Annotated in this window: 17 protein-coding genes and 1 tRNA gene; 10 read left to right on the top strand and 8 right to left on the bottom strand. The window is 60.5% G+C overall.

Annotated elements, in window-relative coordinates:
• Positions 1-31: 31 nt before the first annotated feature.
• Positions 32-856, bottom strand: coding sequence for a transporter substrate-binding domain-containing protein (locus AB8841_RS15895; RefSeq protein ID WP_370436798.1), 825 nt, complete (start codon positions 854-856; stop codon positions 32-34).
• A 29-nt stretch (positions 857-885) separates the two neighbouring features.
• On the opposite strand from AB8841_RS15895, the gene AB8841_RS15890 reads away from it, so the two are divergent.
• The 6 genes from AB8841_RS15890 to AB8841_RS15865 all read left to right on the top strand — a co-directional run bounded on the left by AB8841_RS15890 (position 886) and on the right by AB8841_RS15865 (position 9749).
• Complete coding sequence (locus tag AB8841_RS15890; protein ID WP_370436797.1) at positions 886-1206, top strand: hypothetical protein; 321 nt, start codon at positions 886-888, stop codon at positions 1204-1206.
• Between the two features lie 407 nt (positions 1207-1613).
• Positions 1614-2405 carry an SDR family NAD(P)-dependent oxidoreductase gene (locus AB8841_RS15885; protein ID WP_370436796.1) on the top strand — a complete coding sequence of 264 codons (792 nt, stop codon included), beginning with the start codon at positions 1614-1616 and terminating at the stop codon, positions 2403-2405.
• 186 nt (positions 2406-2591) lie between these two features.
• Positions 2592-4868 (top strand): CDC48 family AAA ATPase, encoded by a 2277-nt coding sequence (locus AB8841_RS15880; RefSeq protein ID WP_370436795.1) that lies wholly within the window; start codon positions 2592-2594, stop codon positions 4866-4868.
• Between the two features lie 189 nt (positions 4869-5057).
• Positions 5058-6293, top strand: coding sequence for a peptidase T (pepT, locus tag AB8841_RS15875; RefSeq protein ID WP_370436794.1), 1236 nt, complete (start codon positions 5058-5060; stop codon positions 6291-6293).
• Between the two features lie 134 nt (positions 6294-6427).
• Complete coding sequence (locus tag AB8841_RS15870) at positions 6428-7342, top strand: LysR substrate-binding domain-containing protein (RefSeq protein ID WP_370436793.1); 915 nt, start codon at positions 6428-6430, stop codon at positions 7340-7342.
• A 346-nt stretch (positions 7343-7688) separates the two neighbouring features.
• On the top strand, positions 7689-9749 hold the full coding sequence (locus AB8841_RS15865; RefSeq protein ID WP_370436792.1) for an NAD(+) synthase: 2061 nt from the start codon (positions 7689-7691) through the stop codon (positions 9747-9749).
• Between the two features lie 129 nt (positions 9750-9878).
• Here the strand turns inward: AB8841_RS15865 and AB8841_RS15860 are convergent, their stop codons facing one another.
• The 4 genes from AB8841_RS15860 to AB8841_RS15845 form a co-directional block, all read right to left on the bottom strand.
• Positions 9879-10802, bottom strand: a complete 924-nt coding sequence (locus tag AB8841_RS15860; protein WP_370436791.1) for an MBL fold metallo-hydrolase — start codon at positions 10800-10802, stop codon at positions 9879-9881.
• A gap of 75 nt (positions 10803-10877) precedes the next feature.
• Complete coding sequence (locus AB8841_RS15855; RefSeq protein ID WP_370436790.1) at positions 10878-11336, bottom strand: DUF6691 family protein; 459 nt, start codon at positions 11334-11336, stop codon at positions 10878-10880.
• A 3-nt stretch (positions 11337-11339) separates the two neighbouring features.
• Positions 11340-11765 carry a YeeE/YedE family protein gene (locus AB8841_RS15850; RefSeq protein ID WP_370436789.1) on the bottom strand — a complete coding sequence of 142 codons (426 nt, stop codon included), beginning with the start codon at positions 11763-11765 and terminating at the stop codon, positions 11340-11342.
• A 119-nt stretch (positions 11766-11884) separates the two neighbouring features.
• Positions 11885-12220 carry an ArsR/SmtB family transcription factor gene (locus AB8841_RS15845; protein WP_370436788.1) on the bottom strand — a complete coding sequence of 112 codons (336 nt, stop codon included), beginning with the start codon at positions 12218-12220 and terminating at the stop codon, positions 11885-11887.
• Between the two features lie 937 nt (positions 12221-13157).
• Here AB8841_RS15845 and AB8841_RS15840 point away from each other — a divergent pair.
• Together AB8841_RS15840 and AB8841_RS15835 are read left to right on the top strand one after the other, a co-directional pair.
• Positions 13158-14351: an NAD(P)-binding domain-containing protein gene (locus tag AB8841_RS15840; protein ID WP_370436787.1), complete on the top strand. Its 1194-nt coding sequence runs from the start codon at positions 13158-13160 to the stop codon at positions 14349-14351.
• 68 nt (positions 14352-14419) lie between these two features.
• Positions 14420-15685 carry a hypothetical protein gene (locus tag AB8841_RS15835; RefSeq protein WP_370436786.1) on the top strand — a complete coding sequence of 422 codons (1266 nt, stop codon included), beginning with the start codon at positions 14420-14422 and terminating at the stop codon, positions 15683-15685.
• 1199 nt (positions 15686-16884) lie between these two features.
• Here the strand turns inward: AB8841_RS15835 and AB8841_RS15830 are convergent.
• Together AB8841_RS15830 and AB8841_RS15825 are read right to left on the bottom strand one after the other, a co-directional pair.
• Positions 16885-18000, bottom strand: coding sequence for a GNAT family N-acetyltransferase (locus AB8841_RS15830; protein ID WP_370436785.1), 1116 nt, complete (start codon positions 17998-18000; stop codon positions 16885-16887).
• Positions 18001-18840: 840 nt separating this feature from the next.
• Positions 18841-19311 carry an Lrp/AsnC family transcriptional regulator gene (locus AB8841_RS15825; protein WP_370436784.1) on the bottom strand — a complete coding sequence of 157 codons (471 nt, stop codon included), beginning with the start codon at positions 19309-19311 and terminating at the stop codon, positions 18841-18843.
• A gap of 127 nt (positions 19312-19438) precedes the next feature.
• On the opposite strand from AB8841_RS15825, the gene phhA reads away from it, so the two are divergent.
• Together phhA and AB8841_RS15815 are read left to right on the top strand one after the other, a co-directional pair.
• On the top strand, positions 19439-20296 hold the full coding sequence (gene phhA, locus AB8841_RS15820) for a phenylalanine 4-monooxygenase (protein WP_370436783.1): 858 nt from the start codon (positions 19439-19441) through the stop codon (positions 20294-20296).
• 97 nt (positions 20297-20393) lie between these two features.
• Positions 20394-20469, top strand: a tRNA-Lys gene (locus tag AB8841_RS15815).
• 710 nt (positions 20470-21179) lie between these two features.
• Here AB8841_RS15815 and AB8841_RS15810 read toward each other — a convergent pair.
• Entirely contained in the window at positions 21180-22742 is a 1563-nt protein-coding gene (locus AB8841_RS15810; protein WP_370436782.1) for a 2-isopropylmalate synthase, read from the bottom strand.
• Positions 22743-22993 lie beyond the last annotated feature (251 nt).

The raw sequence follows: 22993 nt of genomic DNA, 5'->3' as shown, positions 1-22993 counted from the left end.
GATGGGGATCGGATCGGACGAAGCGGTGCGTCTACTTGCTGTAGTCGTTACCGTACCACTTGGTGGTCAGCTTGCTGAGAGTGCCGTCGTCCTTCATGCTCTGAATGATGCTGCCGAGCTTGGCGGTCCATTCCGGATCGCCCTTGTCCGTCACCACCACGAGCGGCTCCTTGAAAGCGGCGTCACCGGGCAGGATCTTGACCGGATACTTGTTCTTGATCGCGTTCTGCGCGGTCTGCTCGGGTGCGATCACCGCGTGAACGCGCACGCCGTCGCCAAGCCGCAGATCGTCGAACGGCAGCATCGAATCGGCGTAGGTCTTCACCTCGCCCGGGGTCAGCGTGTACTGGATCGGCGCCACGCCGGGAGCATCGATCTCAAGACGGCGATTGATGTAATCCTCGGAGGTCGTCCCGGTCTCCACGCCGATCTTCTTGCCGTTGAGATCGTCACGCGAGGTGGCCTTGCTGTCCTTGTGCACCACGAAGACGTAAGGGCTGAAGTAATAGATGCCGGCGAAATCGATGACCTGGGACCGCGCCTTGGTCGGGGTGATGGACCCGACGGCCACATCGAAGCGCCCGTGCCAGCGGCCGCCCGTCATCACGTTCCATTCGGGCGTCTCGAAGCTCACCTTCACGCCCAGGCGCTTGGCGATCTCGTTGGCCACGTCCACGTCGAAGCCGACGAGCTTGTTGTTGTCATCGAGATAGCTCTGCGGAGGCCAGCCGCTATTGGTCGCGACCTTCATCTCTCCGGCTTTCGTGACGCGATCCATGGTCGGACCGGCCTGAGCCGCGCCTGCCGCCGAGACGAGTCCCAGCGCCAACATTGTACCGAGAAAGCGCTTACGCATCCTTCATCTTCCCTCTTCTGGTGATTGGAGTGAAAAGCGATAGGTTTTCCTATTTCTTGGAGCCGAAGCTCACGCCCGATCGGCCGGGCGTCGAAAGAATCCGCGCCGCATTGGGCGTGGAAAATCATGGAAAACGATTCATTCGGGATTCTTGGGAAGTCCCGAAAAGCTGCGCGCGGCTCGAACGACGGCGAATGACAGCCTTTGCCGCCTTCCGCCTGGAAGGCGGATTCACCGGCCGGCCGAGAGGGCCGGCATCGTCGCCATCCGGCATGTCGTCCAGCGGTCCGCGCACGCTGCCCAAAACGCGGCTCAGCACGTGGCGCGCGAAGAATTCTTCAGAAGAATGAGAAACTTAGCCATAAGGCCTCCCTTCGGGCACTTCCACCCTTATTGTTGTCTGGCAGCAGACGATTAATCCTTTTTGCTGTCAAGTCTACGGACGTAGGGGAAGCCGAACTATCAACCGGCGGGGCGCGAAGGCCAGAGATTTCGCAACCGCAACCGTTCTCCTGCCGGTGGGCCATGAATCGGCTTTTCTCCATTTCACCGGCGTGCCCGCCCGGCCCGGATGAATCCTGTCCCATGGCAGTCCAAAAGCACCGCGCGCTGATCGCACGCCTGGCGCGGGTCCCGAGGCCGGCGCGGCCGAGGGAACAATCCGGCATTCCCGCACGGCCGGAACATTTCCTCCGATGTGGCTGTTTGGGAGGACACGGCGAAGTCCCCCGCTTCGACACCGTCCCAGGAGGTTCCTATGGCTGAAGATCGCTCCCTTGCCGTCGTGACCGGAGCCTCCACGGGCATCGGCTACGAACTGGCGAGATGCTGCGCCGAGAACGGCTTCGATCTCGTCGTCGCGGCGGACGAGCCGAGGATCAACGACGCAGCCGAGGATTTCCGCAAGCTCGGCGCCAAGGTGGAACCCGTGCAGGCCGACCTGGCGACCCTGGAGGGCGTGGACAAGCTCTACCAGGCCATCGGCACTCTGAACCGCCCCGTAGAAGCGCTGCTGGCGAATGCGGGCCGCGGCTTGGGAAAGGCCTTTCTCGATCAGGACTTTAACGAGGTTCGGGACGTCATCGAGACGAACATTACCGGCACGCTGTACCTGATCCAGAAGATCGGACGCGACATGAGGTCCCGCAATTCCGGACGGATCCTGATCACCGGCTCGATCGCGGGCTTCATGCCGGGAAGCTTCCAGGCCGCCTATAACGGCAGCAAGGCTTTTCTGGACTCCTTCTCGTTCGCGCTTCGCAACGAACTCAAGGACACCAACATCACGGTGACCTGCCTGATGCCCGGCGCGACCGAGACCGAGTTCTTCGAACGGGCCGACATGATGGATACCCAAGTCGGCCAATCCAAGAAGGACGACCCTGCAGACGTGGCCAAGACCGGCTTCGAGGCCATGATGAAGGGCGAAGGCGACGTCGTGACGGGGCTGAAGAACAAGCTCATGACCGCCATCGCAGCCGTGACGCCCGCGGGAGTATTGGCCGAGCAGCATCGGAAGATGGCGGAGCCAGGCTCCGGAGAGAAGTAGGAGCGGCACCCGGTATCGCCGTCCAATGCGGCGGACGGGACCTGCAACAAATCCGACCATGTCGCGTTTGACCTTCGTTTGCGGGGCAGCCGCTTCGGCTTTCCGGCGCTCCACGGGGAGAACAGTTTTTTCTCATGAGGGGGCGACACTCCACGTAACCGCCACCTGCAGCAGGGGAGCACAGCAATGTCAGATGATGGAAAGGTCGTCCGCCTTCAGGTCGCGAACACGAGGCCGGGCGATGCGGGCCGCGGCATCGCCCGCATGAGCCGGCAGGTCCTGTCGACCCTGGGCCTGCAGGAAGGCCAGGCTATCGAAATCATCGGCAAGCGACATACGGCGGCTCTCGCGGTCGCACCCTATGCGGAGGACGAAGGCCTGAACATCGTCCGCATGGACGGGCTTCAGCGTGTCAATGCCGGCGTCAGCGGCGGCGACTTCGTCGAAATCAAACCTGCCGAGACCCGCCCGGCCACCCGGATCGTGCTCGCCCCCGCGCAAAAGGGGCTGCGCCTCCAGGGCTCGGGCGACGCCTTGAGGCGCACCTTTCATCACCGTCCCCTCGCCGCAGGGGACGTGATCTCGACCTCGGTGTATTCGCCGCGGGCGGCCGATCCGAGATTTCCGGAAGAACTGCGCGGCCTGTTGAACGTCCCTGCCTACGGGCTGCAGGAGATCCGCCTCGTCGTCGTCTCGACCCAGCCGCGAGGTATTGTTCAGGTCACTGCGGAAACGGAGTTCGAGCTGCGCCCGCAATTCGAGGAACCGAAAGAGGCGCGCCGCGCAGACGTCACCTATGACGATATCGGGGGGCTCGGGAACACGGTCGATCAGGTCCGTGAAATGGTCGAACTCCCGCTTCGCCATCCCGAACTCTTCCAGCGTCTCGGCATCGATCCACCGAAGGGCGTCCTGCTCTACGGCCCTCCCGGCACCGGCAAGACGCTTCTCGCACGCGCCGTCGCGAACGAGACCGAGGCCCAGTTCTTCCACATCGCCGGGCCGGAGATCATGGGCAGTCACTACGGCGAGTCCGAGCAGCGGCTGCGGCAGGTTTTCCAGGAAGCCCAGCAGAACGCGCCGGCGATCATCTTCATCGACGAGATCGACAGCATCGCGCCCAAGCGCGAGGAAGTGACCGGAGAGGTCGAAAGACGCATCGTGGCGCAACTGCTCACGCTCATGGACGGTCTCGAGCCTCGCCAGAACATCGTCGTGATCGGCGCGACCAACCGGCGCGAGGCGATCGACGAAGCGCTCCGCAGGCCGGGCCGCTTCGACCGGGAAATCGTGATCGGCGTTCCTGACGAGGCCGGACGCCGCGAGGTCCTCACGATCCACACCCGCGGCATGCCGCTCGCCGAGGATGTGAACCTGGATGAGCTGGCCCGGACCACCTATGGGTTCGTCGGCGCGGACCTCTCCGCGCTTGCCCGCGAGGCCGCGATGGATTCGCTACGCCGCATTCTGCCGGACGTGAATCTGAAGGAAGGCATTCCTTCGGAGGTGCTGGAGAACCTGAGCGTCATCCGGCAGGATTTCCAGAATGCGCTGAAGCGGATCCAGCCCTCCGCCCTGCGCGAGATCATGATCCAGGTGCCCAACGTCACCTGGGACGACATCGGCGGCGTCGAGGAAGCGAGAACCCGCCTGCGCGAAGGTGTCGAGCTTCCGCTCAAGAGCCCGGAATCGTTCCGCCGGCTCGGGATCCGGCCCGCCAAGGGCTTCCTGCTCTTCGGCCCGCCCGGCACGGGCAAGACCCTGCTGGCGAAGGCGGTGGCGCGTGAGGCTCAGGCGAATTTCGTGGCGACGAAATCCTCCGATCTTCTCTCGAAATGGTATGGCGAGTCGGAGCAGCAGGTCTCCCGCCTGTTCGCCCGTGCTCGCCAGGTCGCGCCGACCGTCATCTTCATCGACGAGATCGATTCGCTCGCCCCAATACGTGGCGGCGGCCTCGGAGAGCCCGCCGTCACCGAGCGCGTGGTCAACACGATCCTGGCCGAGATGGACGGGCTTGAGGAGTTGCAGGGCGTCGTCGTGATGGCGGCGACCAACAGGCCCAACCTCATCGACCCCGCCCTTCTCCGGCCGGGGCGCTTCGACGAGCTGATCTACGTGCCCGTGCCCGACGCGCAAGGCCGCCGCCACATCCTGGGCATTCACACCAAGTCCATGCCGCTGGCCCCGGATGTGGATCTCGATGCGGTAGCAGAGCAAACGAACCGCTTCACAGGTGCCGATCTCGAAGACCTCACCCGGAGAGCGGGCCTGCTCGCGCTGCGGGAATCCCTGGAGGCCCAGACGGTCACCATGGCTCATTTCGAGCAGGCCTTACGGGAAACGCGCCCGTCGGTCACGCCCGAGATGGAGCGGGAATACGAGGATCTGCTGCGCACCCTGAAGCAGGAGGGCCCGCAGCGCCAGTCCATCGGCTTCCTTCCGCTCGCGCGGGCGGCCGAATGACGGCAGGCCTGCCTCCGGAGCGGACGCCCCGGTTTCATCGGCTCGCGACAAGGTCGACGAGTGATTGTCGGTCCGGGAGGAAAGCCTGACCCGATCACCCTCTGGGACCCGCGAAAGCGGGCCCCATTTACGACGGAGCCCGGGCCCGTTACAAGGCCCTGCTCCCCGCCGCAACCCGGATCGTGCTCCATGGCCACTCGCGTTACCGATCGTTTTCTTCGCTACGTCGTCATCGACACCCAGTCCGACGCCTCTTCCGCGTCCCAGCCGTCCACGGAGAAGCAGAAGAACCTCGGCCGCCTTCTCGTGGAGGAGCTTCGCGAGATCGGCGTGTCCGATGCGCATCTCGACGAGCACGGCTATGTCTATGGGACCATCCCATCGAACACGCCCAAGAGCGACGTTCCAGTCATCTGCTTCTGCTCCCATATGGATACCGCACCGGATTTCAGCGGCACCAACGTCAAGCCGCAGGTCGTCAAAAATTATCAGGGAGGCGACATCCGGCTTCCGGGAAATCCCGACCAGATCATCCGGGTCGCCGAACATCCCGTCCTGAACGACCTGATCGGCCACGACATCGTCACCTCTGACGGCACGACGCTCCTCGGCGCCGACGACAAGGCGGGAATTGCCGAGATCATGGCGGCGGCCGAGCACCTGATCCATAACCCCGACATCCGGCACGGCACGATCCGCATCCTCTTCACCACGGACGAAGAAATCGGACGTGGTGTCGACAAGGTGGACCTCAAGAAGCTGGGAGCCGACTTCGCCTACACGATGGACGGCGAGACCGCCGGCGTCGTCGAGGACGAGACCTTCTCGGCCGATGCGGTGGAGATCGCGATCACCGGCGTCGCGATCCATCCGGGCTTCGCCTACGGCAGGATGGAAAATGCCATTAAAATCGCGGGCGCCATTCTGGCGCGTCTTCCCAAGACCATGGCCCCGGAGACAACGAAGGATCGTGACGGCTTCATCCACCCCACGGGCGTTTCCGGCGTCATGGAAAAGGCCAGCCTGAGCTTCATCATCCGCGACTTCACGGAAGACGGCCTCAAGAGCAAGGAGGCCCTTTTGGAAGAGATCACCCGGGGCGTGATGGCGGATTATCCCGGCTCCCGCTATACGTTCACGGTGAGGGAACAGTACCGCAACATGAAAGTCGTGCTCGACCGGCATCCGGAAATCGTCGAACATGCCGTCGAGGCGGTCCGGCGGGCCGGAATGACGCCGGTGCGCGGCAGCATTCGAGGCGGAACCGACGGCTCGCGGCTCTCCTTCATGGGGCTTCCCTGCGCCAATATCTTTGCGGGCGGCCATGCCTTCCATTCCCCGCTGGAATTCGTCAGCAGCCAGGACATGGAAAAGGCCGTGAAGACCATCGTCGAACTTGCCAAGCTCTGGGAAGAGCGCGCGTAGCCGACGCATTTGGCATCGGTGCCTCTATACGCATGTTCGAGGCAGTCCGGCGCGTTTCGACGAGCACGTTGACTCGCCTTTGAGCGCAATTAACATGCCTCTATGCGTCGATTTCGTCTGAATATCGGATATCCATGAACCTTCACGCGCTCAGAATCTTCAGTGCTGTTGCACAGCACCGAAGTTTTTCCCGCGCGGCCGAAGCGCTGCATATCAGCCAGCCCGCCGTATCGAAGGCGGTTCGCGAGTTCGAGAGCCAGCTGGGCATTCCCTTGTTGGAGCGTGGCCCGAAGGGGGTGCATCCGACGGAGGCAGGACGTCTCCTGCTCAAGCATGCCAGGGACCTGTTCGCGGCCGAGCAGTCGGCCCTTGAGAGCCTCAACGCGTTGCGGGGGCTTCAGCAGGGAACGCTGCGTATCGGAGCCTCGACGACGATCGCAACGTATTTCCTGCCACCTTTTCTGGGTGCTTTCCACCGGATGCACCCGGCCGTCGAGCTCCGTCTGACCAGCGCCAATACGTCGACGATTGCCGACCTGCTGCTTCAACGAGACCTGGATGTCGCGCTCGTCGAAGGTCCGGTCGATGCGACCGAGCTCGTCGCCGAGCCCTGGCGCGAGGACGAACTGGTGTTCATCGCGGCGATCGAGCATCCTCTCACCGGACGAAAGCGCTCCGCTCGACTGTCGGAGCTTGCGGAAGAAACCATCGTCATGCGTGAAAGCGGATCCGGTACGCGCGATGTGGCATGGGATGCTCTTCTTTCGACCGGATGGACACCGCAGCGGATTCTGGAAGTCAGCAGCAACGAGGCGATCGCGAGAGTCGTCACGGCGGGACTTGGCGTCGGCATCGTGTCTTCTGCTGTCGCTGCCGATCATCTGGCTCTCGGCAGATTGAGAGTTCTCTCCGTGCAGGGTCTGACCATCCGCCGGTCCCTGACCCGATTGTTTATCCCCGACCGGCAATCGAGCCCGGCAGCCGCAGCCTTCAACGCATTGCTCGACAGCGGCATCGATGATGGTTCAGGGCTCCTTTCGCGAAAATGACCCCATTGCGGCCAAACCGCCCTGCTCTCGGCCAAGGTGGTGTCCCTTCCTGCACCCGTCATGAAACACTAGCGCATCGAACGCAAAAGTGGGAACCGGTTTTGCGGGAAAAGATGCTCAAGGCCATAGACTTACAGCATCGAACGTGAGTTCGATGTCACGTCCGATGCTGTAGCGCACTCGCTCCGGGCTCGGGGCGGACGCCGAAGCTGACGCCTTTGCGTGAGGTGCGGCCGGGAGATGGATGCCCCGAGAGGTTCCAGAGGAACTCGGTCCTCAGATCTGGACTATTCAGGCTCCGTCGGCGTTAAGGTATCGAGACATGCATGATCGAATTGGGTGCAGAATGATCCCGTTTTTCTCGCCTTACGGCCACGACTTCGTTCGCATCGCGGCCTGCGTCCCGCAGACCGACGTGGCAAACCCGCGTTTCAATGTTCGCCAGACATTGGAACTCCTGCGCCAGGGGGACCGGGAGCGCATCGCCCTTATGGTTTTCCCAGAGCTCGGCATATCCGCCTATGCGATCGACGATCTGCTGCAACAAGATGCCCTCCTGAGCGCCGTTGAACAGGGAATTGCCGATCTCGTGGCCGAGAGCGCCGGGATCTTTCCCAGCTTCGTGATCGGAGCGCCGCTCCGCTGGCAAGGCCGCCTCTACAATGCTGCCGTCGTCATTCATGGCGGGCGCGTTCTTGGCGTCGTTCCGAAAGCCTATCTGCCCAATTACAGAGAGTTCTACGAGCGTCGCTACTTCGCGCCCGGAGCGACGATCCGAGGACAGGAGATCGATGTCGCAGGACACCGCGTTCCTTTCGGGGTCGATCTTCTGTTCCGCTCGGACGGCACCTGCGCCTTCACGTTCCATGTGGAGATTTGCGAGGATATGTGGGTGCCCCAGCCGCCCAGCACCGTCGCCGCCCTCGCCGGTGCGGAAATTCTGTTGAACCTGTCGGCGAGCAACATCACTATCGGCAAGGCCGAGGATCGGCGGCTCCTGTGCGGATCCCAGTCGATGCGGTGCATTGCAGCCTACGCCTATTCGGCGGCGGGTCCCGGCGAGTCGACCACGGATCTCGCGTGGGATGGCCATGGAGGAATCTTTGAAGACGGACTGCGCCTGGCTGAAACGGAGCGCTTCCCGTCGGGCTCCACGATGGCGATCGCGGATGTCGATGTGGGACGCCTGCGGCAGGAACGGATGCGGCGCGTCACCTTCGGCGATTGCGGACGTGTCCTGGATGCTACGCCGGACGACTTCCGGACAATATCGCTCACGGTGAACGCACCGGACGAGAACCTCGTCCTCCGTCGCCCGGTCGAACGGTTTCCCTATGTCCCATCCGATCCTTCGAAGCTCGCGGAGAACTGCTACGAGGCGTACAACATTCAGGTTCAAGGTCTCGCGAAGCGCCTGCAGGCGACGAGGACCGAGAAGGTCGTGATCGGCGTTTCCGGCGGCCTCGACTCCACCCAAGCGCTTCTCGTCTGCTGCCGTGCGATGGACAAGCTCGCACTGCCACGGACGAACATCCTCGCCTACACGCTTCCCGGCTTCGCAACGAGCGAAGGCACGAAAGGCAATGCCTGGGCGCTCATGCGGGCCCTCGGCGTCAGCCCGACCGAGATCGATATTCGACCTGCGGCCCGCCAGATGCTGAAGGACATGGGTCATCCCTTCGCCGAAGGGCAGCCGGTCTACGACGTCACATTCGAGAACGTTCAGGCCGGCCTGCGAACCGACTACCTGTTCCGCCTCGCCAATCACAACAGGGCCATCGTCGTCGGCACGGGCGATCTCTCCGAGCTGGGCCTCGGATGGTGCACCTATGGCGTCGGCGATCAGATGTCGCATTACAATGTCAACGCATCGGTCTCGAAGACCCTGATTCAGCATCTGATCCGCTTCGTTGCAGCCTCCGGCGATGTCGACGGCGGGACGGCCGAGATCCTTCATGCGATCCTGGCAACGGAAATCTCGCCGGAACTCGTCCCGCAGGATGCCGCAGGGCAGATCCAATCGACCGAGGCCATGATAGGCCCTTACGCACTCCAGGATTTCAACCTCTATTATCTCACCCGATACGGCTTCCTTCCGTCGAAGATCGCGTATCTGTCATGGCATGCCTGGAAAGACTCCCAGGATGGCACATGGCCGCCGAACATTCCGACAAGCGCGCGTCGATCCTATGATCTCGGCGAGATCAAGCGGTGGCTGCGCATCTTCCTTTCCCGGTTCTTCACCAGCCAGTTCAAGCGGACCGCCATGCCGAACGGCCCCAAGATCTCTTCCGGCGGATCCCTGTCTCCGCGGGGCGACTGGCGCGCGCCGTCGGATGCAGGCCCACAGGTCTGGCTGGACGAACTGGAGAGCAACGTTCCCGATTGCGAAGCGTCATCGGCCTGACGCCACCTCGCCGCAGCTGCGCAGAAGCGTCCGCCGGACGCGGCATGAACGCCGCGGCCTTACAGCATCGGACGCGACTTCGAATCCATATCCGATGCTGCAAGCCTATGTTCTCGATCACCGAGCGGCTCACTCGCTCCAGTGAGCCCCTTCGAGGGCATCCAGCGGTATCTTGAGGTAGCGTCTGCCGTTGCTTTCAGGCTTTGGCAGACGCCCGCCGCTGATATTCACCTGCAGGGCTTGCAGGATCAGCTTCGGCATCGGCAGTTCACGGTCCCGGGCGTCTCGCAAGGCGACGAATTCTTCTTCCGTCCTCGCCTTCACGAGATGCTTATTGTCCTGGCGCTGCAGAGCGACCGTGCTTTCCCACTGCGGAGCGCGTCCGTCGGGTCGGTAGTCATGCCCGGTGAACAGACGCGTGCCGTCCGGCAGGGCCATGATGCGCAGGATGCTCTGCCACAGCGCCTTCGCGGATCCTCCGGGAAAATCGGCCCGCGCCGTGCCGCTGTCCGGCATGAAGAGCGTATCGTGAATGAAGGCGGCGTCACCCACGAGGTAAGCGATGGAAGCCAGCGTATGGCCGGGCGTGAACATCACCTCCACATCGAGGCTGCCGACCTTGAAGCGCTCGCCATCGGCGAACAGCCTGTCCCATTGCGAGCCATCGGTCGGGAAGCTGTCCGGCCAGTTGTAGATTCTCTTCCAGAGCTTCTGGACCTCGACCACCTTCTCGCCGATGGCCGTGGGAGCTCCGGTCTTGTCCTTCAGGTAACCGGCTGCGGAGAAGTGGTCGGCATGGGGATGCGTATCGAGAATCCACTCCAGGCGATACCCTTCGCGTTCGATGTAAGCCAGGAGTTCGTCTGCTGAGACAGTCGCTGTCGTGCCGGAACTCGGGTCGAAGTCGAGCACCGGGTCGATGATGGCGCATTTCCTCGTCTCGGGATCGGCGACGACATATTGAATACTGCCGGTGCGCTTCTCATAGAAGCCTTTCACGACAGGACGGCTTCTCAGAGATGAGGAACCCGGGGCGGACACAGCGGCAGACATGGCGATTGCTCCTGAGTTGAACGAACGACCTGATATCCTGATAGCTTTCGAGCCTGAGCGCTCGGCGACCGAGCGTTAGCCATCGAGGCTCAACGATTCGCGGCGGAGCGCAATCCGGGGCCAGCCCGCCGGCATGAACCGGAAGATGGCCATGCCGGCAATCATGGCAGCGGCGAAAACGACCACATCGTGCGGGCCGAATGTCAGCGCCACCAGCGCGGGCCCGGGACATAGCCCCACCAGTCCCCAGCCGATGCCGAAGAGAGCGGCTCCGGCGATCAGGCGAGGATCGAGATCGCGGCGTGCCGGAATTTCATGACGGGCAGCGAGCACAGGGATGCCGCGACGCCGGGCGAACCAATATCCCAGCGCCGACATCATCACCGCACCTCCCATGACGAAGGCGAGGCTCGGGTCCCAGTCCCCCATAATGTCGAGGAAGCCGAGCACCTTCGCAGGGTTGACCATCTGCGAAACGATCAGCCCGAGGCCGAACAGCAGGCCGGACGCGAAAGCGGAGATCATTGTGCGCATAGCTTAGAGCCCCATCACATGCCGGGTGACGAAGACCGTCGCGACGGCGGTCGTCATGAAAACGAGCGTCGCAACGATGGAGCGTGGGGAAAGCCGCGCGATGCCGCAGACACCGTGGCCGCTCGTGCAGCCCGCCCCCAGCCGGGTGCCGAAGCCGACGATCAGCCCGGCTGCCGTCAGTACGGACATGGGCGCGGTGAATTCGACATTCGGCAAGACGCCCCCGAGCGCAGCATAGATCATGGGAGCCGCACATAAACCGGCGATAAAGGAGATCCGCCAACCGATGTCATTTCGGACGGGCCTCAACAAGCCGCCGAGAATGCCGCTGATGCCCGCGACACGCCCGTTCATCACGATGAGCAAAGCCGCGGACGCGCCGATGAGAAGGCCCCCTAAGAGCGCCGATAAGGGAGTAAACTGATCCATGACAATCTCCACCTGGAGCATCGAACGCAAAATGGGCTCCGCTTTCATGGGATCGCTCCGATGCTCAGTCGATCAAGCGGCCCACCAATCGAAGTGGCACCGAAGGTCAGTAAAATGCGCTAAATGGACCTCCTGGATTCCGCCTGTTTACAGAACAGGCCGTAGAGCGTCGCAAAGAGCTGCTCGATGCGCGGATCGGCAATTCTGTACCAGATCGTCTGCCTTTCGCGGCGAAAGGTGACAATCCCTTCGTCGCGCATCTTGGCGAGGTGCTGAGACAACGCGGACTGAGAGAGGCCGGCGGCTTCCGCCAGCGACGTCACATTGGCTTCGCCCCACTGCACCAGCTTACATAATATCATCAGCCGCCGCTCGTTGGCGAGCGCCCGCAGGATATCCGCAACCTCGGCAGCCTGCCTCTCGAAAGTCTGAAGGTCCAATTCTCTCTTCGACACAGCATATCCCACTACATTAGATAGATCTAATTTAGCACAACCTTGATAACCTTCAAGAGGCCTGCCTAAAAATCAATCATGCTAACCGGATCGAGGGATAACCAGGGACATCAGTCGATCAATGCGCATTGTCGGGCCCATGTCGGAGCCAGCGCCGTGACCGCATCTACGTTATCAAATTCCGTGTCGGAGGTCGGCAGCGCTGGTACCCAATCGGCAACCAGGGCTCTCCCTGGATGCATGAACTCGCCAGATGCGAGGCTAAGCGCCTCCTCGGCCTTGTAGCCCAGAGGAAGGTCCGACTGACCGGAAGCAGAACGATCGCTCCGCTCCAGCGATCAGCGCCTTGGATGACCGCTTCCTAGAGGAGCACGTGGAGGCCGATCGACCGAAGAACGGCTCTCGTTCGACAGTTCATCCCGCATGCGGCCAGTGAATGCCTCGACGTAGCTGTAATTGGCTTTCAGATTGCAGAGAGTAGCTTCCGAAATGCCGTGCTTGCGACGCACGTCCGCTGGCGTGCACTCATGCCGAGAGCGACCTGCGCCAACGGGGTGATGTTGCGGGAGAAGCTCGGCTTCAAGCGCGGCTTTAGCATCGGCCTGCGAGTTGGCGGTCATCATGCATGCGACGCTCAAATCCGCTGAGCCGTTCATCTAGGCAGGCAGCGCTGCCGCCTGATCCGGAGAATTTGGATGCGCCTACCCTGAGGCGTGCTGAGGCGTCCCTGCCAGGATGGGGACGGACCACTCCGCCTAAGTGGGATCAGCCCACTCAACACCGTGTGCAGGAACATCATCTGAGCCGCGTTGTCTGCGCATGCGCACCCCTTCGTCGCATCACTCGAATTATCCAGCTCGTCTCATCAGGGTACGATTGCGCTGAGTCGCATTTGATGTAACTTTTGCAGCCTATCCGATAGCAAAAGGTTCAAGCGATGTCTGCTTCAACCGCTGTTACTATCGTTGGCGCTGGTCCTTATGGATTGTCCCTTGCGGCACACTTGGGCGGGTTGGGCGTCGATTATCGGATAATCGGTAGACCTATGGAGAGCTGGATGAGCAAGATGCCCAAAGGCATGTTGCTCAAGTCAGCCGGCTTCGCATCGAACCTTCATGATCCTGAACGGGCTTTTACGCTCAGAGAGTTTTACAAAGACCACGGCTATGACTACGCGGATGTCGATCGTCCAATTCCGCTCGAGACATTCTCTTCCTATGGGGTCGCATTTCAGCAGCGCTTTGTGCCGAACGTCGAGAATGAGGAGCTGGTTGCGTTAGACAAAGTTCCAGGCGGGTTCGACCTGCACATGAGGAGCGGGACTTCGTTTAGGACGAGCAAGGTTGTGATCGCGGTAGGTTTCAGTCACTTTCAATACCTGCCAGAGTTGCTTACTCCTCTGCGCGGTCAAAGTGTCTCACACGCTGCTGAGCATCACGATCTTCAGCGGTTCCAGGGCCAGCGCGTGGCGGTTCTTGGCGGTGGCGCATCCGCCATTGACTTAGCGGTCCTCCTCCACGAAGCGCACGCAAATGTTCAGCTGATCACGCGCAAGCCGGCCATCGCTTTCAGCGGTCCTTGGGGAGGACGCTCACGTCCCTTGCTGGAGCAGATCCGCTATCCCTTGTCGGGCATCGGACCAGGATGGAAGCAGCGACTGCTCGCTGACCTCCCTTGGCTCTATCGCTATTTGCCAGAGCAGCAGCGTATACGGATAGCCCAAACCTTTCTGGGCCCAGCGGGAGGATGGGATATGAAAAGTCGGGCGGCACCTGTTCCTCTGTTGGCACGGCGTTCACTGCAGGAGGCCAGTGCCGCCAAACATGGCGTGCAACTACGCTTAGACACCGAGGATGGATCCGCCGAAACGGTAGAGGTTGATCACGTCATTTGTGCAACAGGCTATAAGGCTGATGTGCATCGACTGCCCTTCCTGAAGCCAGATATTCTTGAACATCTGCGGCTTACCGGAAAGACTCCGCAGCTGTCCGTAAATTATGAAAGTTCAGTTCCGGGGCTGTATTTCATGGGATTCGTATCAGCCACGACATTTGGCCCCGTGATGCGTTTCGTGTTTGGAGCAGGTTTTGCCTCACGAAGAATATCAAGGCATTTGGAGCGGCGAGTTTGATCCGCAAAGTGTGAATGTTCACCAGAAGACGCCTATCGACGGAGTCTTCTTACCGAAAGAGCATGAGTATGCCTGAGCAAACAATCTATGCTCAGCAACACCCAGCGGTATCTGATTGCATGCCTGCGCCAATAGTCGTCGGCGGCGGCATAAATGGCTTGAGTGCAGTGCGCAGTCTGGCTCAGGCCGGGCTCTCCCCATTGGTCGTGGTGACCTCACTATTCGACGTTGCGGCCGTATCTCGATATGCGCGCCCCGTTACGGCTGGGACCTTCGATGGAGAAACCCTCCTCAACGAGATGATCCGGCTCCGAAGCCGGCTGCCGCAGGGCGGTGCCCTGATCTTCGCCGAGGATGACCCCTTACTGGCTTTGTCGCCATTAAGAGACCGTCTGGCGCCCTATTTCGACTTTAAAATGCCATCCCACCAGCTGTTGCTCGATCTGACGGTCAAGGAGCGTTTTTTCCAGCTCGCACAACAAAATGGCTTTCCAGTGCCGAGAACCCTGCTTCTGCGCAAGTATAGCGACTTGGCCGGCATGAATGACCTTCGGCTTCCTTTGTGCGTGAAGCCAAACAGCCATACGAAAACCTATCATGACTTGTTCAAGAAAGCCTATCGGCTCGACAAACGATCCGTCGCCCGACAACTCTGCGAGCGGATCTTGGACACTGTTGGAGAAGTGATTGTTCAAGAGTGGATTGAGGGCCCAAACGACTCGATCTACTTTTCCCTATGCTACATGGACGAACCTGCCTCCGTCGCCTTTACCGGCCGCAAGGGCCGCTCATGGCCACCCCAGATCGGTATAACTGCCAGTTGCTGGCCAGCGCAGGATATCGCTCAGGAACTGGAGGATTTGACAATTCACTTCTTTCAATCCGTGGGTCTTACGAATGGTTATGCCAGCATGGAATATAAGCGTGACCAGCGTGATGGCCGCTTCCTCATGGTCGAACCAACCGCAGGCCGGACGGATGGACAAGTGGAAATCTCAGCCCTGTGTGGCATCAATCTCTGTCACATAGCCTACTGCGACGCTGCCGGATTGCCACGCCCGCCCCTGGAACTTGATCCGCACCATGTCTGGCGCGATGAATTTAGGGATTTCCTTGCTGCCAGGAAACTTCGCACCAGACTTTCCTATCCTCCGGGTTATCAGATCCACAATGCTTTTTGGCGCTGGAACGATCCTGCCCCGGCCCTTTTGCAGTCGGCCTTAAACTCAAAAATGGCTCTCGGCAGGGTGTTCGACATGGTCTTTGCAGAACATCGAGGAAATCACCCTCTAGAGCCTGAGACGTTTAATCAGTCACATACCCGGCGACCCTGAGGAGATTCCAGCACTCCCGAGGCTCGAACAGGTTGCAGATTCGGCCGAGCGCTCGCCAGAGCACATCGAAAGTATGGGCCCGGGATTTGCGCAGGTGTTCTTTGATCTGAGCGAAGGCTTGCTCAATCGCGTTCGAATTCGGACTGCAAGCCGGCGGAAATAGGAACAGGCTTCCTTTTGCTTCAACGCTGCGCGGGCTAGAGCCTTTTCCATGAACTTCGGTTCACGGAAAAGGCTCTTGTTGTTTGAGAAAGACGCCTTTTCTTCGCAAAACCGGCATCCACTTTTGCGGAAAAGGCTCTAGAGCAAATTGCATTCTGACGGGATCAGAATGCTTGCTCTTTCTCTCTGGCGAAGCATCGTTTTTCGCGAAGAACCGGTTCCCACTTCTACGCACAATGCTCTAGGCGCCCTCGTGAACGGCCAGATTGTCGTGGATCACCACGTCGCCTTCGCGCAGCGTCGGAGCAAGCTGCGTCTCGATATCCGTCTCAAACGCCAAGCAGGTGATCCAACCAACAATGATCCAGGCCGCATTCAACGCATGACAGTGCATCCCGGCGAGAAAGGTGTGGTTTCCCAAGGCGCGAAGAGAGTGCCCACACGCAGGCGCCTCATCCTGGTGTCGATGTATGTCTCCTCCAAGAGCACCAGCCGGTGCGGCTCTAGAGCCTTTTCCGCAAAAGTGGATGCCGGTTTTGCGAAGAAAAGGCGTCTTTCTCAAACAACAAATGCCTTTTCCGTGAACCGAAGTTCATGGAAAAGGCTCTAGCGCATCGTGCGAAAAAGTGGCCCCGTTTTTTCGCGGGAACGATGCGGTCTTTCCAAGACGGGAGCATCGGATCCGATCGCAAGAGAGGAAGCCACTTTTCACATCCGGTGCTCTAAACGCATGCGGGCGTGATGCCGACCGGTTCAGATGCGGCGCTACAGCATCGGACGTGAAATCGGACCCACAGTCGGCGCGTTAAGTCTACGTTTTGGAGTATCCTCTCCCGCAAAACCGGTTCCCACTTTTGCATCCGATGCTCTTATTCCAAACATCGGTGCGTAAGCACTCCGCGACGATGAGTGTCTTTCATGAGAAACCGCACCGGCACAGGACGCGCGAGAGCATGGAGGATGCCGCGATCATGCTTGGCTCTGCCACCAACCGAGCGGCCAGTCTCGGCATGGTGACGGCCTTCTGGTCGGAGATCCTAAAATCGTCTCACAAGGGACCGTCCCAGTTTCAAGCCTCCGTCCCAAAGGAGAGACGCTCCGCCATCTACCGTCGCAGGATAGTATCGGAGAGTTACTCTTTCTGTTGTTTCCGCTGTCCAGGTATCGTGCCATGGTTCGGCAGAACCGAGAAAATGATGTCCGAGGAGTCCTTCCGCCTGCCCATGCTTGAGAGCTTCATGGCACAGCAGCAATCCAGGAGAGCAATCGGCGAAGTGTTCATCGTAGCCGATCTTCAATTCCCATGACTTGTTGCCCCACAAGACATCGAGGCGAACGGCCGCTGTCACCTCACCTATTTTCATGAAGCCGAGGCGCAGGCATCCTGCGCGAGCTATCCGGTCACAATACATCCGAAAAAAGGAAGCCCGCTGGGGATCGTATTGCAGACCCGTTCCAGCCCTCCCTTTCCAGCCTGAAGACTCTACCCGAAAGAGCTCGTCGAGAAGTTCGGGAAGGTTCCCAGGGCGTGGACGCAGGATGACAAACTGAACGGGACCATGCTTCTCGGCCAACCTCCGTTTGCGCCGTAGGGTGCTGCGTCGACTGGGCGACACGCGTTTTTCGAGATCGGAATCCGGACCGTCGAATGGAACGAAGGAGTCCTGACTGCCGCTTGCTGTCACCAGCCTCAGACCAGGACCAGAAACCGATTCAAAATGTTGAACTTCCTGACACTCGGCGGGAACTCCGCGAAGGATGAAAGGATAGCGCAGCTTTTGTATGGCCATGAACAGGAGCTGCAGGTACTGCCCGTCTCGAGCGACGAGCCGCTGAGGCTCCCAAAGCTCATAGTCGAGGCATTCCAATTGGTGAGTCAGGCGGTAGCGCCGGAGCACAAGGGGAGCGATCGCCTGGAGGGCGCCCGCCTCCTGCACGGTTACGATGCAAAGCCTACCACATCGAAGCGTCCGAGCCGCCGAGATGATCCATTCAAACTGCACCATAGGCCACGGGATGGCGTGGGCTAGTGCATGCCACTGCTCTTCAAGGGCCTCAAGGTGCACGAGCGCGCTGCTCACTTGAACTGTCGCTGTCGTCCCGTCCAGGTTTAAAGAAAGGTTTTCGTCCTGCCACTGCCGACTGACGTACATGTTACGTCTCCCAGTAGCAGCCCATCGAGCAGATCCCCCATGCCTGAATCGATGGACCTGAAGGTAGATCAATAGCATTGACCGAAACCCGCAAAGATTCCATTCCCCAAAATAAGGGATGAGTTTGGCATCTTCGCGAGTATTCAACGACTGAAACAAGCTTAGACCCAGCCAGTTCGGTTTCAAGGCAAAATCTCTCTGACTTTAAAACCCTATACTTATTAGACACTTACCATGTGAAATATCTGCCCGACAGGGGCATAGAAACTCATGATTAATTTATAATCTCACATTCTGAAGATTTTGATAAGATTATCAAGCTTAAGTTTAGACGTATTCTATATGAATATTTGGTTTAAAAGAGCATTGAAACTCACTTCCAATTTATATTCTTACATCGCGAGCATTTTCGTTAAAGTAAATGCATGCAACGCAAATTGTTCAGCTTATATATCCTGCTCTGACTGACACCGTAGAGTTCTAGAGCATCGTGCGGACCCGGAGGGCCGCCCGAACGATGCTCCCATTCAAGGCGAAAGCATCGGATAGGTCCCAAAGGTGCAAACCCCTTCCCGTGTCCGATGCTGTAGAATCCGGAAATCAGAGGCCTTAGTATCTACGTCGATCCGATGCTCCTTTTAGATGAGGGCATTGTTTGAGCGGACGCGAAGGGCCACGCTCGTGGAAACCGGGGCTACTTTTCGCCTGCGCGACCCGTTGGGTCCGCACGATGCGCTAGGCGAGGTCATCTGGGAACAGGCAAGCCGACGGGGGACGCGGCAATGGCGTGCAGGGGCAGAATCCCCGACGCCCCCCCCGCGTTGCCGCCGATCCCGTTCATCAATCCGGGACCGGAATCGGGCTCTGCGGTTTGATGGTCGAGAGCACGAAGCTCGAGCGTACATCGGCGACGCCGGGCAAGGTGAGCAGACGGTTCATGGTGAATTCGCCGAAGCTCTCGATATCCTTCGCCACAGCATGGACGATGATGTCGACCTCGCCGGCCAGGGCATGGCAGGCGATGACCTCTTCGTAGCCCTTCAGACGGTCCACAAGACGCGTCCGCCAGCCGGGCTCCGACTGCTCCAGCTTGATGAACACAAAGGCTTCGACCTCGAAGCCAAGGGACTTGCGATTCACCAGGGCCCGATAACCCTCGATGATTCCGTCCTCCTCTAGCGCCTTCAGCCGCCTCAGGCAGGGGGAAGCCGCCAAGCCGACCTTCTCGGCAAGGGCGGAGTTGGGAATGCGCCCGTCCCCCTGAACGGTACGCAGGATCCTCCGGTCGGACGGGGAGAGGTGACGCTTCATGGGTTTCTCACGATTACGGCCTGTAGGTCATTTTATGACCGTCTTGCGCGCTTTCCAGGCGAGATCCGGCGAATAATGACCTGATGCGAGTGCTATCCTTACGCCACATGACAGAAGGAGGAAGCCCATGAACACGGCCACCGGCAGCGACGATCCCCGCGATTACATCCGTGATCAGGGTTTCGAGACCTATACCGAGACGGATCACGCCACTTGGCGCACCCTGGCCAAGCGTCAGCGGGAACTCCTCAAGGGCCGGATCGCCGGCCAGTTCCTGGAGGGGCTCGACCGTCTCGGCATCGGCGAGCAGGGGATCCCCGACTTCAGGATCATGAACGAGCGCCTCAAGGCGGCGACCGGCTGGGAGGTGAAGGCGGTGCCGGGGCTGATTCCGGATCTGGCGTTCTTCCGCATGCTGGCGAACCGTCAGTTCCCCGCAGGCTTCTGGATCCGAAAGCCCGAGCAGCTCGACTATATCGAGGAGCCGGACATCTTTCACGACGTGTTCGGCCATGTTCCGCTGATCATGCAGCCGATCTACGCCGAATATCTCGAATCTTATGGCCGGGCCGGTCTGGTGGCGGCCGAGCATGGCGCGCTGAAGCATCTGGCGCGGCTCTACTGGTACACCGTGGAGTTCGGCCTTGCTCAGACGCCACAGGGCATGCGGATCGTCGGAGCCGGGATCGCTTCGTCGCCCGGCGAGACGATCTTCGCGCTCGAGAGCGCGTCGCCCAACCGGGTCGCCTTCGATCTCGGCCGTGTCATGCGCACCCTATACAGGATCGACGATTATCAGGAGACCTATTTTGTCCTCGACGGCATCGAAGCTTGGCCGAACCTCGATGTCGATCGGCTGATCCCACTGTGGCAGGAATTGGCCGAGCAGCCCGAAATCGAACCCGGTCAGATCCTGCCGGAGGATCGGGTTCTGACGCGCGGCGACGGCTCCTATCACCATGCGAAACCGAAATCCGCCGCATGAGAGAAAAACCTCTCCAAATGGGCTAGACAGAGGCCATTCGGTTTGTTACACGCAGCCCACTTCAGCGGGAACGCACCGCTGAATTCGCTTCGGCGACGGGTGTATAGCTCAGTTGGTAGAGCAGCTGACTCTTAATCAGCGGGTCCAAGGTTCGAGTCCTTGTACACCCACCATTCTCTTCAGAGACATCGGTGAAATTGCGGGTCTCCCTTGTGAGACCTAGCGACCCTATAGCTATCGCAAGCATATCGGCTGCGGCTGAATTCGGAGACTCCTTTGCTCAGTGGGGAAAGGATGCATCTTCCCCTTTGTCGGCTGGAAATGTGCAACGCCATGTGGGCGGTTGCCCCAGGCGCAAGCTGCCTAGTGTGAACTGATTAACCGGCCATCGTAAGAACGCTATCTAAGCAGCTCTCGGTGCGGGCAGATGTTCCAGATTATTGTTTGCACAAGTCGTCACCGCAGCCCCATCGATTATAAAAGTCGCTCTCTCACGGCGAAAACAGGGGTGCGTCTCCCCTACAGCGTCGGACGTGACATCGAACTCACGTCCGACGCTGCAAGTCTATGGTCTTGAGCATCTTTTCACGCAAAACCGGTTCCCACTTTTGGGATCGATGCTCTAGCGAATCGTGTGGAAAAGTGGACCCGGTTTTCGCTGACGCGGCCCTTCGGGTCCGCTCGCAACGATGCGCTCATCTAAGAAGGGAGCATCGGATCCAATCCCAAAAGTGGATTCCACTTTTCACGTCCGATGCTCTAGCACCGTCAGTGCTTCTGGGCTCCGGGCGTTCGCCTAGGAAGCAAGCCTCGGCCATCATGAAAAACGCCTTCGCATGAGGGTTCATGCGAAGGCGCAAAGGAATGGCTTATGAAAGCGGGCCTATTCCGCCGCGTGCTGGGCGTGGAGGCTCACGCCCCGGCTCAACAGCTTGTTCAGCGCGCCGAGATAGGCTTGCGCGGAGGCCACGAGCGTGTCGGGATCGGCCGCGCGGGAGGTCACGCTGCGGCCGTCGGCGGAGAGACGCACCGACACTTCGGCCTGCGCATCGGTGCCCTCGGTCACCGCGTGCACCTGATAGAGCTCCAGCTCGGCCTCATGCGGCACCAGCGCCTTGATGGCGTTGAAGGTGGCATCCACCGGGCCGTTGCCCTCCTGCTCCTCGATGATGGTCTTGCCGTCGACCTGCAGACGCATGGTGGCGCGCTGCGGGCCACGCGTGCCGGCGACGATGGAGAGCGAGACCAGCTTGATGCGGTCATGAGCGGTAGCGATGTTCTGGTCGACCAACGCCTCGATATCCTCGTCGTAGACGTGCTTCTTGCGGTCGGCCAGAGCCTTGAAGCGCTCGAAGGCATCCTGGAACTGGTTGTCGGACAGCTGATAGCCCAGCTCGTCGAGCTTGTTGCGGAAGGCCGCGCGGCCCGAATGCTTGCCCATGACCAGAGAGGTCTTGGTCACGCCGACGCTTTCGGGCGTCATGATCTCGTAGGTCTGGGCGTTCTTCAGCATGCCGTCCTGGTGGATGCCGCTCTCATGCGCGAAGGCGTTCCGGCCCACGATGGCCTTGTTGTACTGCACCGGGAACGAGGTGGCGGCGGAAGCGAGCTTCGAGGCGCGCGTCAGCATCGTCGCCTCGATTCCCGTCTCGTAGGGCAGGATGTCGCCGCGGGTCTTGATCGCCATCACGATCTCTTCCAGAGCGGCGTTGCCCGCGCGCTCGCCGATGCCGTTGAGCGTGCATTCGATCTGGCGCACGCCGCCTTCCAGAGCCGCGAGCGAGTTCGCGACCGCGAGGCCCAGGTCGTTGTGGCAATGGGCCGAGAAGATGGCCTTGTCCGCATTCGGAACGCGCTCGCGCACGGCGCGGAACATGGAGCGATACTCGTCCGGCGTCGCATAGCCGACCGTATCGGGCAGGTTGATGGTTGTGGCGCCGGCCCTGATCGCGGCCTCGACGCAGCGGCACAGATACTCGATGGGCGTGCGCGTGGCGTCCATGGCCGACCACTCGATGTCCTCGACCAGATTGCGCGCCTGAGACACCGTGGTGGTGATGATTTCCAGCACCTCCTCCTCGGACTTGCGCATCTGATGCTGCAGATGGATCGGCGAGGTGGACACGAAGGTATGGATCCGCGGCTTCCTGGCCTGGCGCACAGCCTCACCGGCACGGGCGATATCGGCCGAGATCGCGCGGGCGAGACCGGCGACGGTGGCGTTCTTCACCTGCTGGGCGATGAGGGAGACGGCCTCGAAATCGCCGTTGGAGGCGATCGGGAAACCCGCCTCGATGATGTCCACGCCCATGGCGTCGAGCAGCCCCGCGACTTCGAGCTTTTCCTCCAGCGTCATGGTCGCGCCGGGGCATTGCTCGCCGTCGCGCAAGGTGGTGTCAAAGATCAGGACGCGGTCCTTGGAGGAGCCGGTGGTGGAAGCGGTCATCGTGTCAGTCCTTCTCGGAGGGAGCGCCGTTCGAGGTCCGAATGCCATGCGCTCAAGGTTGTTCTTTAATCTTCAGAACCCCTGAGAGCCCAGGCGACAGCGCCCAGCCGACCCTCAGGGGCGACTAAGGAGAAGAAGGCCAAGGAGGAGCGCGCGGCCGGCCGCCGGGGCGGCGCCGTTCAGGCTAGCGCTGTGGGAGCCGATTGCCATCGCTGCCCAAACCTCCAAAGACCGCGGCCCTGCCGCGAAGA

The sequence above is a fragment of the Microvirga sp. TS319 genome, from assembly GCF_041276405.1.
GTDB lineage: Bacteria > Pseudomonadota > Alphaproteobacteria > Rhizobiales > Beijerinckiaceae > Microvirga.
This window is presented reverse-complemented; position numbering and strand designations above follow the sequence as displayed.

Coding starts and splice junctions, on each gene's coding strand:
- AB8841_RS15895 (WP_370436798.1), bottom strand. CDS start 856: ATGCGTAAGCGCTTTCTCGGTACAATGTTGGCGCTGGGACTCGTCTCG.
- AB8841_RS15885 (WP_370436796.1), top strand. CDS start 1,614: ATGGCTGAAGATCGCTCCCTTGCCGTCGTGACCGGAGCCTCCACGGGC.
- AB8841_RS15880 (WP_370436795.1), top strand. CDS start 2,592: ATGTCAGATGATGGAAAGGTCGTCCGCCTTCAGGTCGCGAACACGAGG.
- pepT (WP_370436794.1), top strand. CDS start 5,058: ATGGCCACTCGCGTTACCGATCGTTTTCTTCGCTACGTCGTCATCGAC.
- AB8841_RS15870 (WP_370436793.1), top strand. CDS start 6,428: ATGAACCTTCACGCGCTCAGAATCTTCAGTGCTGTTGCACAGCACCGA.
- AB8841_RS15865 (WP_370436792.1), top strand. CDS start 7,689: ATGATCCCGTTTTTCTCGCCTTACGGCCACGACTTCGTTCGCATCGCG.
- AB8841_RS15860 (WP_370436791.1), bottom strand. CDS start 10,802: ATGTCTGCCGCTGTGTCCGCCCCGGGTTCCTCATCTCTGAGAAGCCGT.
- AB8841_RS15855 (WP_370436790.1), bottom strand. CDS start 11,336: ATGCGCACAATGATCTCCGCTTTCGCGTCCGGCCTGCTGTTCGGCCTC.
- AB8841_RS15850 (WP_370436789.1), bottom strand. CDS start 11,765: ATGGATCAGTTTACTCCCTTATCGGCGCTCTTAGGGGGCCTTCTCATC.
- AB8841_RS15840 (WP_370436787.1), top strand. CDS start 13,158: ATGTCTGCTTCAACCGCTGTTACTATCGTTGGCGCTGGTCCTTATGGA.
- AB8841_RS15835 (WP_370436786.1), top strand. CDS start 14,420: ATGCCTGAGCAAACAATCTATGCTCAGCAACACCCAGCGGTATCTGAT.
- AB8841_RS15830 (WP_370436785.1), bottom strand. CDS start 18,000: ATGTACGTCAGTCGGCAGTGGCAGGACGAAAACCTTTCTTTAAACCTG.
- AB8841_RS15825 (WP_370436784.1), bottom strand. CDS start 19,311: ATGAAGCGTCACCTCTCCCCGTCCGACCGGAGGATCCTGCGTACCGTT.
- phhA (WP_370436783.1), top strand. CDS start 19,439: ATGAACACGGCCACCGGCAGCGACGATCCCCGCGATTACATCCGTGAT.
- AB8841_RS15810 (WP_370436782.1), bottom strand. CDS start 22,742: ATGACCGCTTCCACCACCGGCTCCTCCAAGGACCGCGTCCTGATCTTT.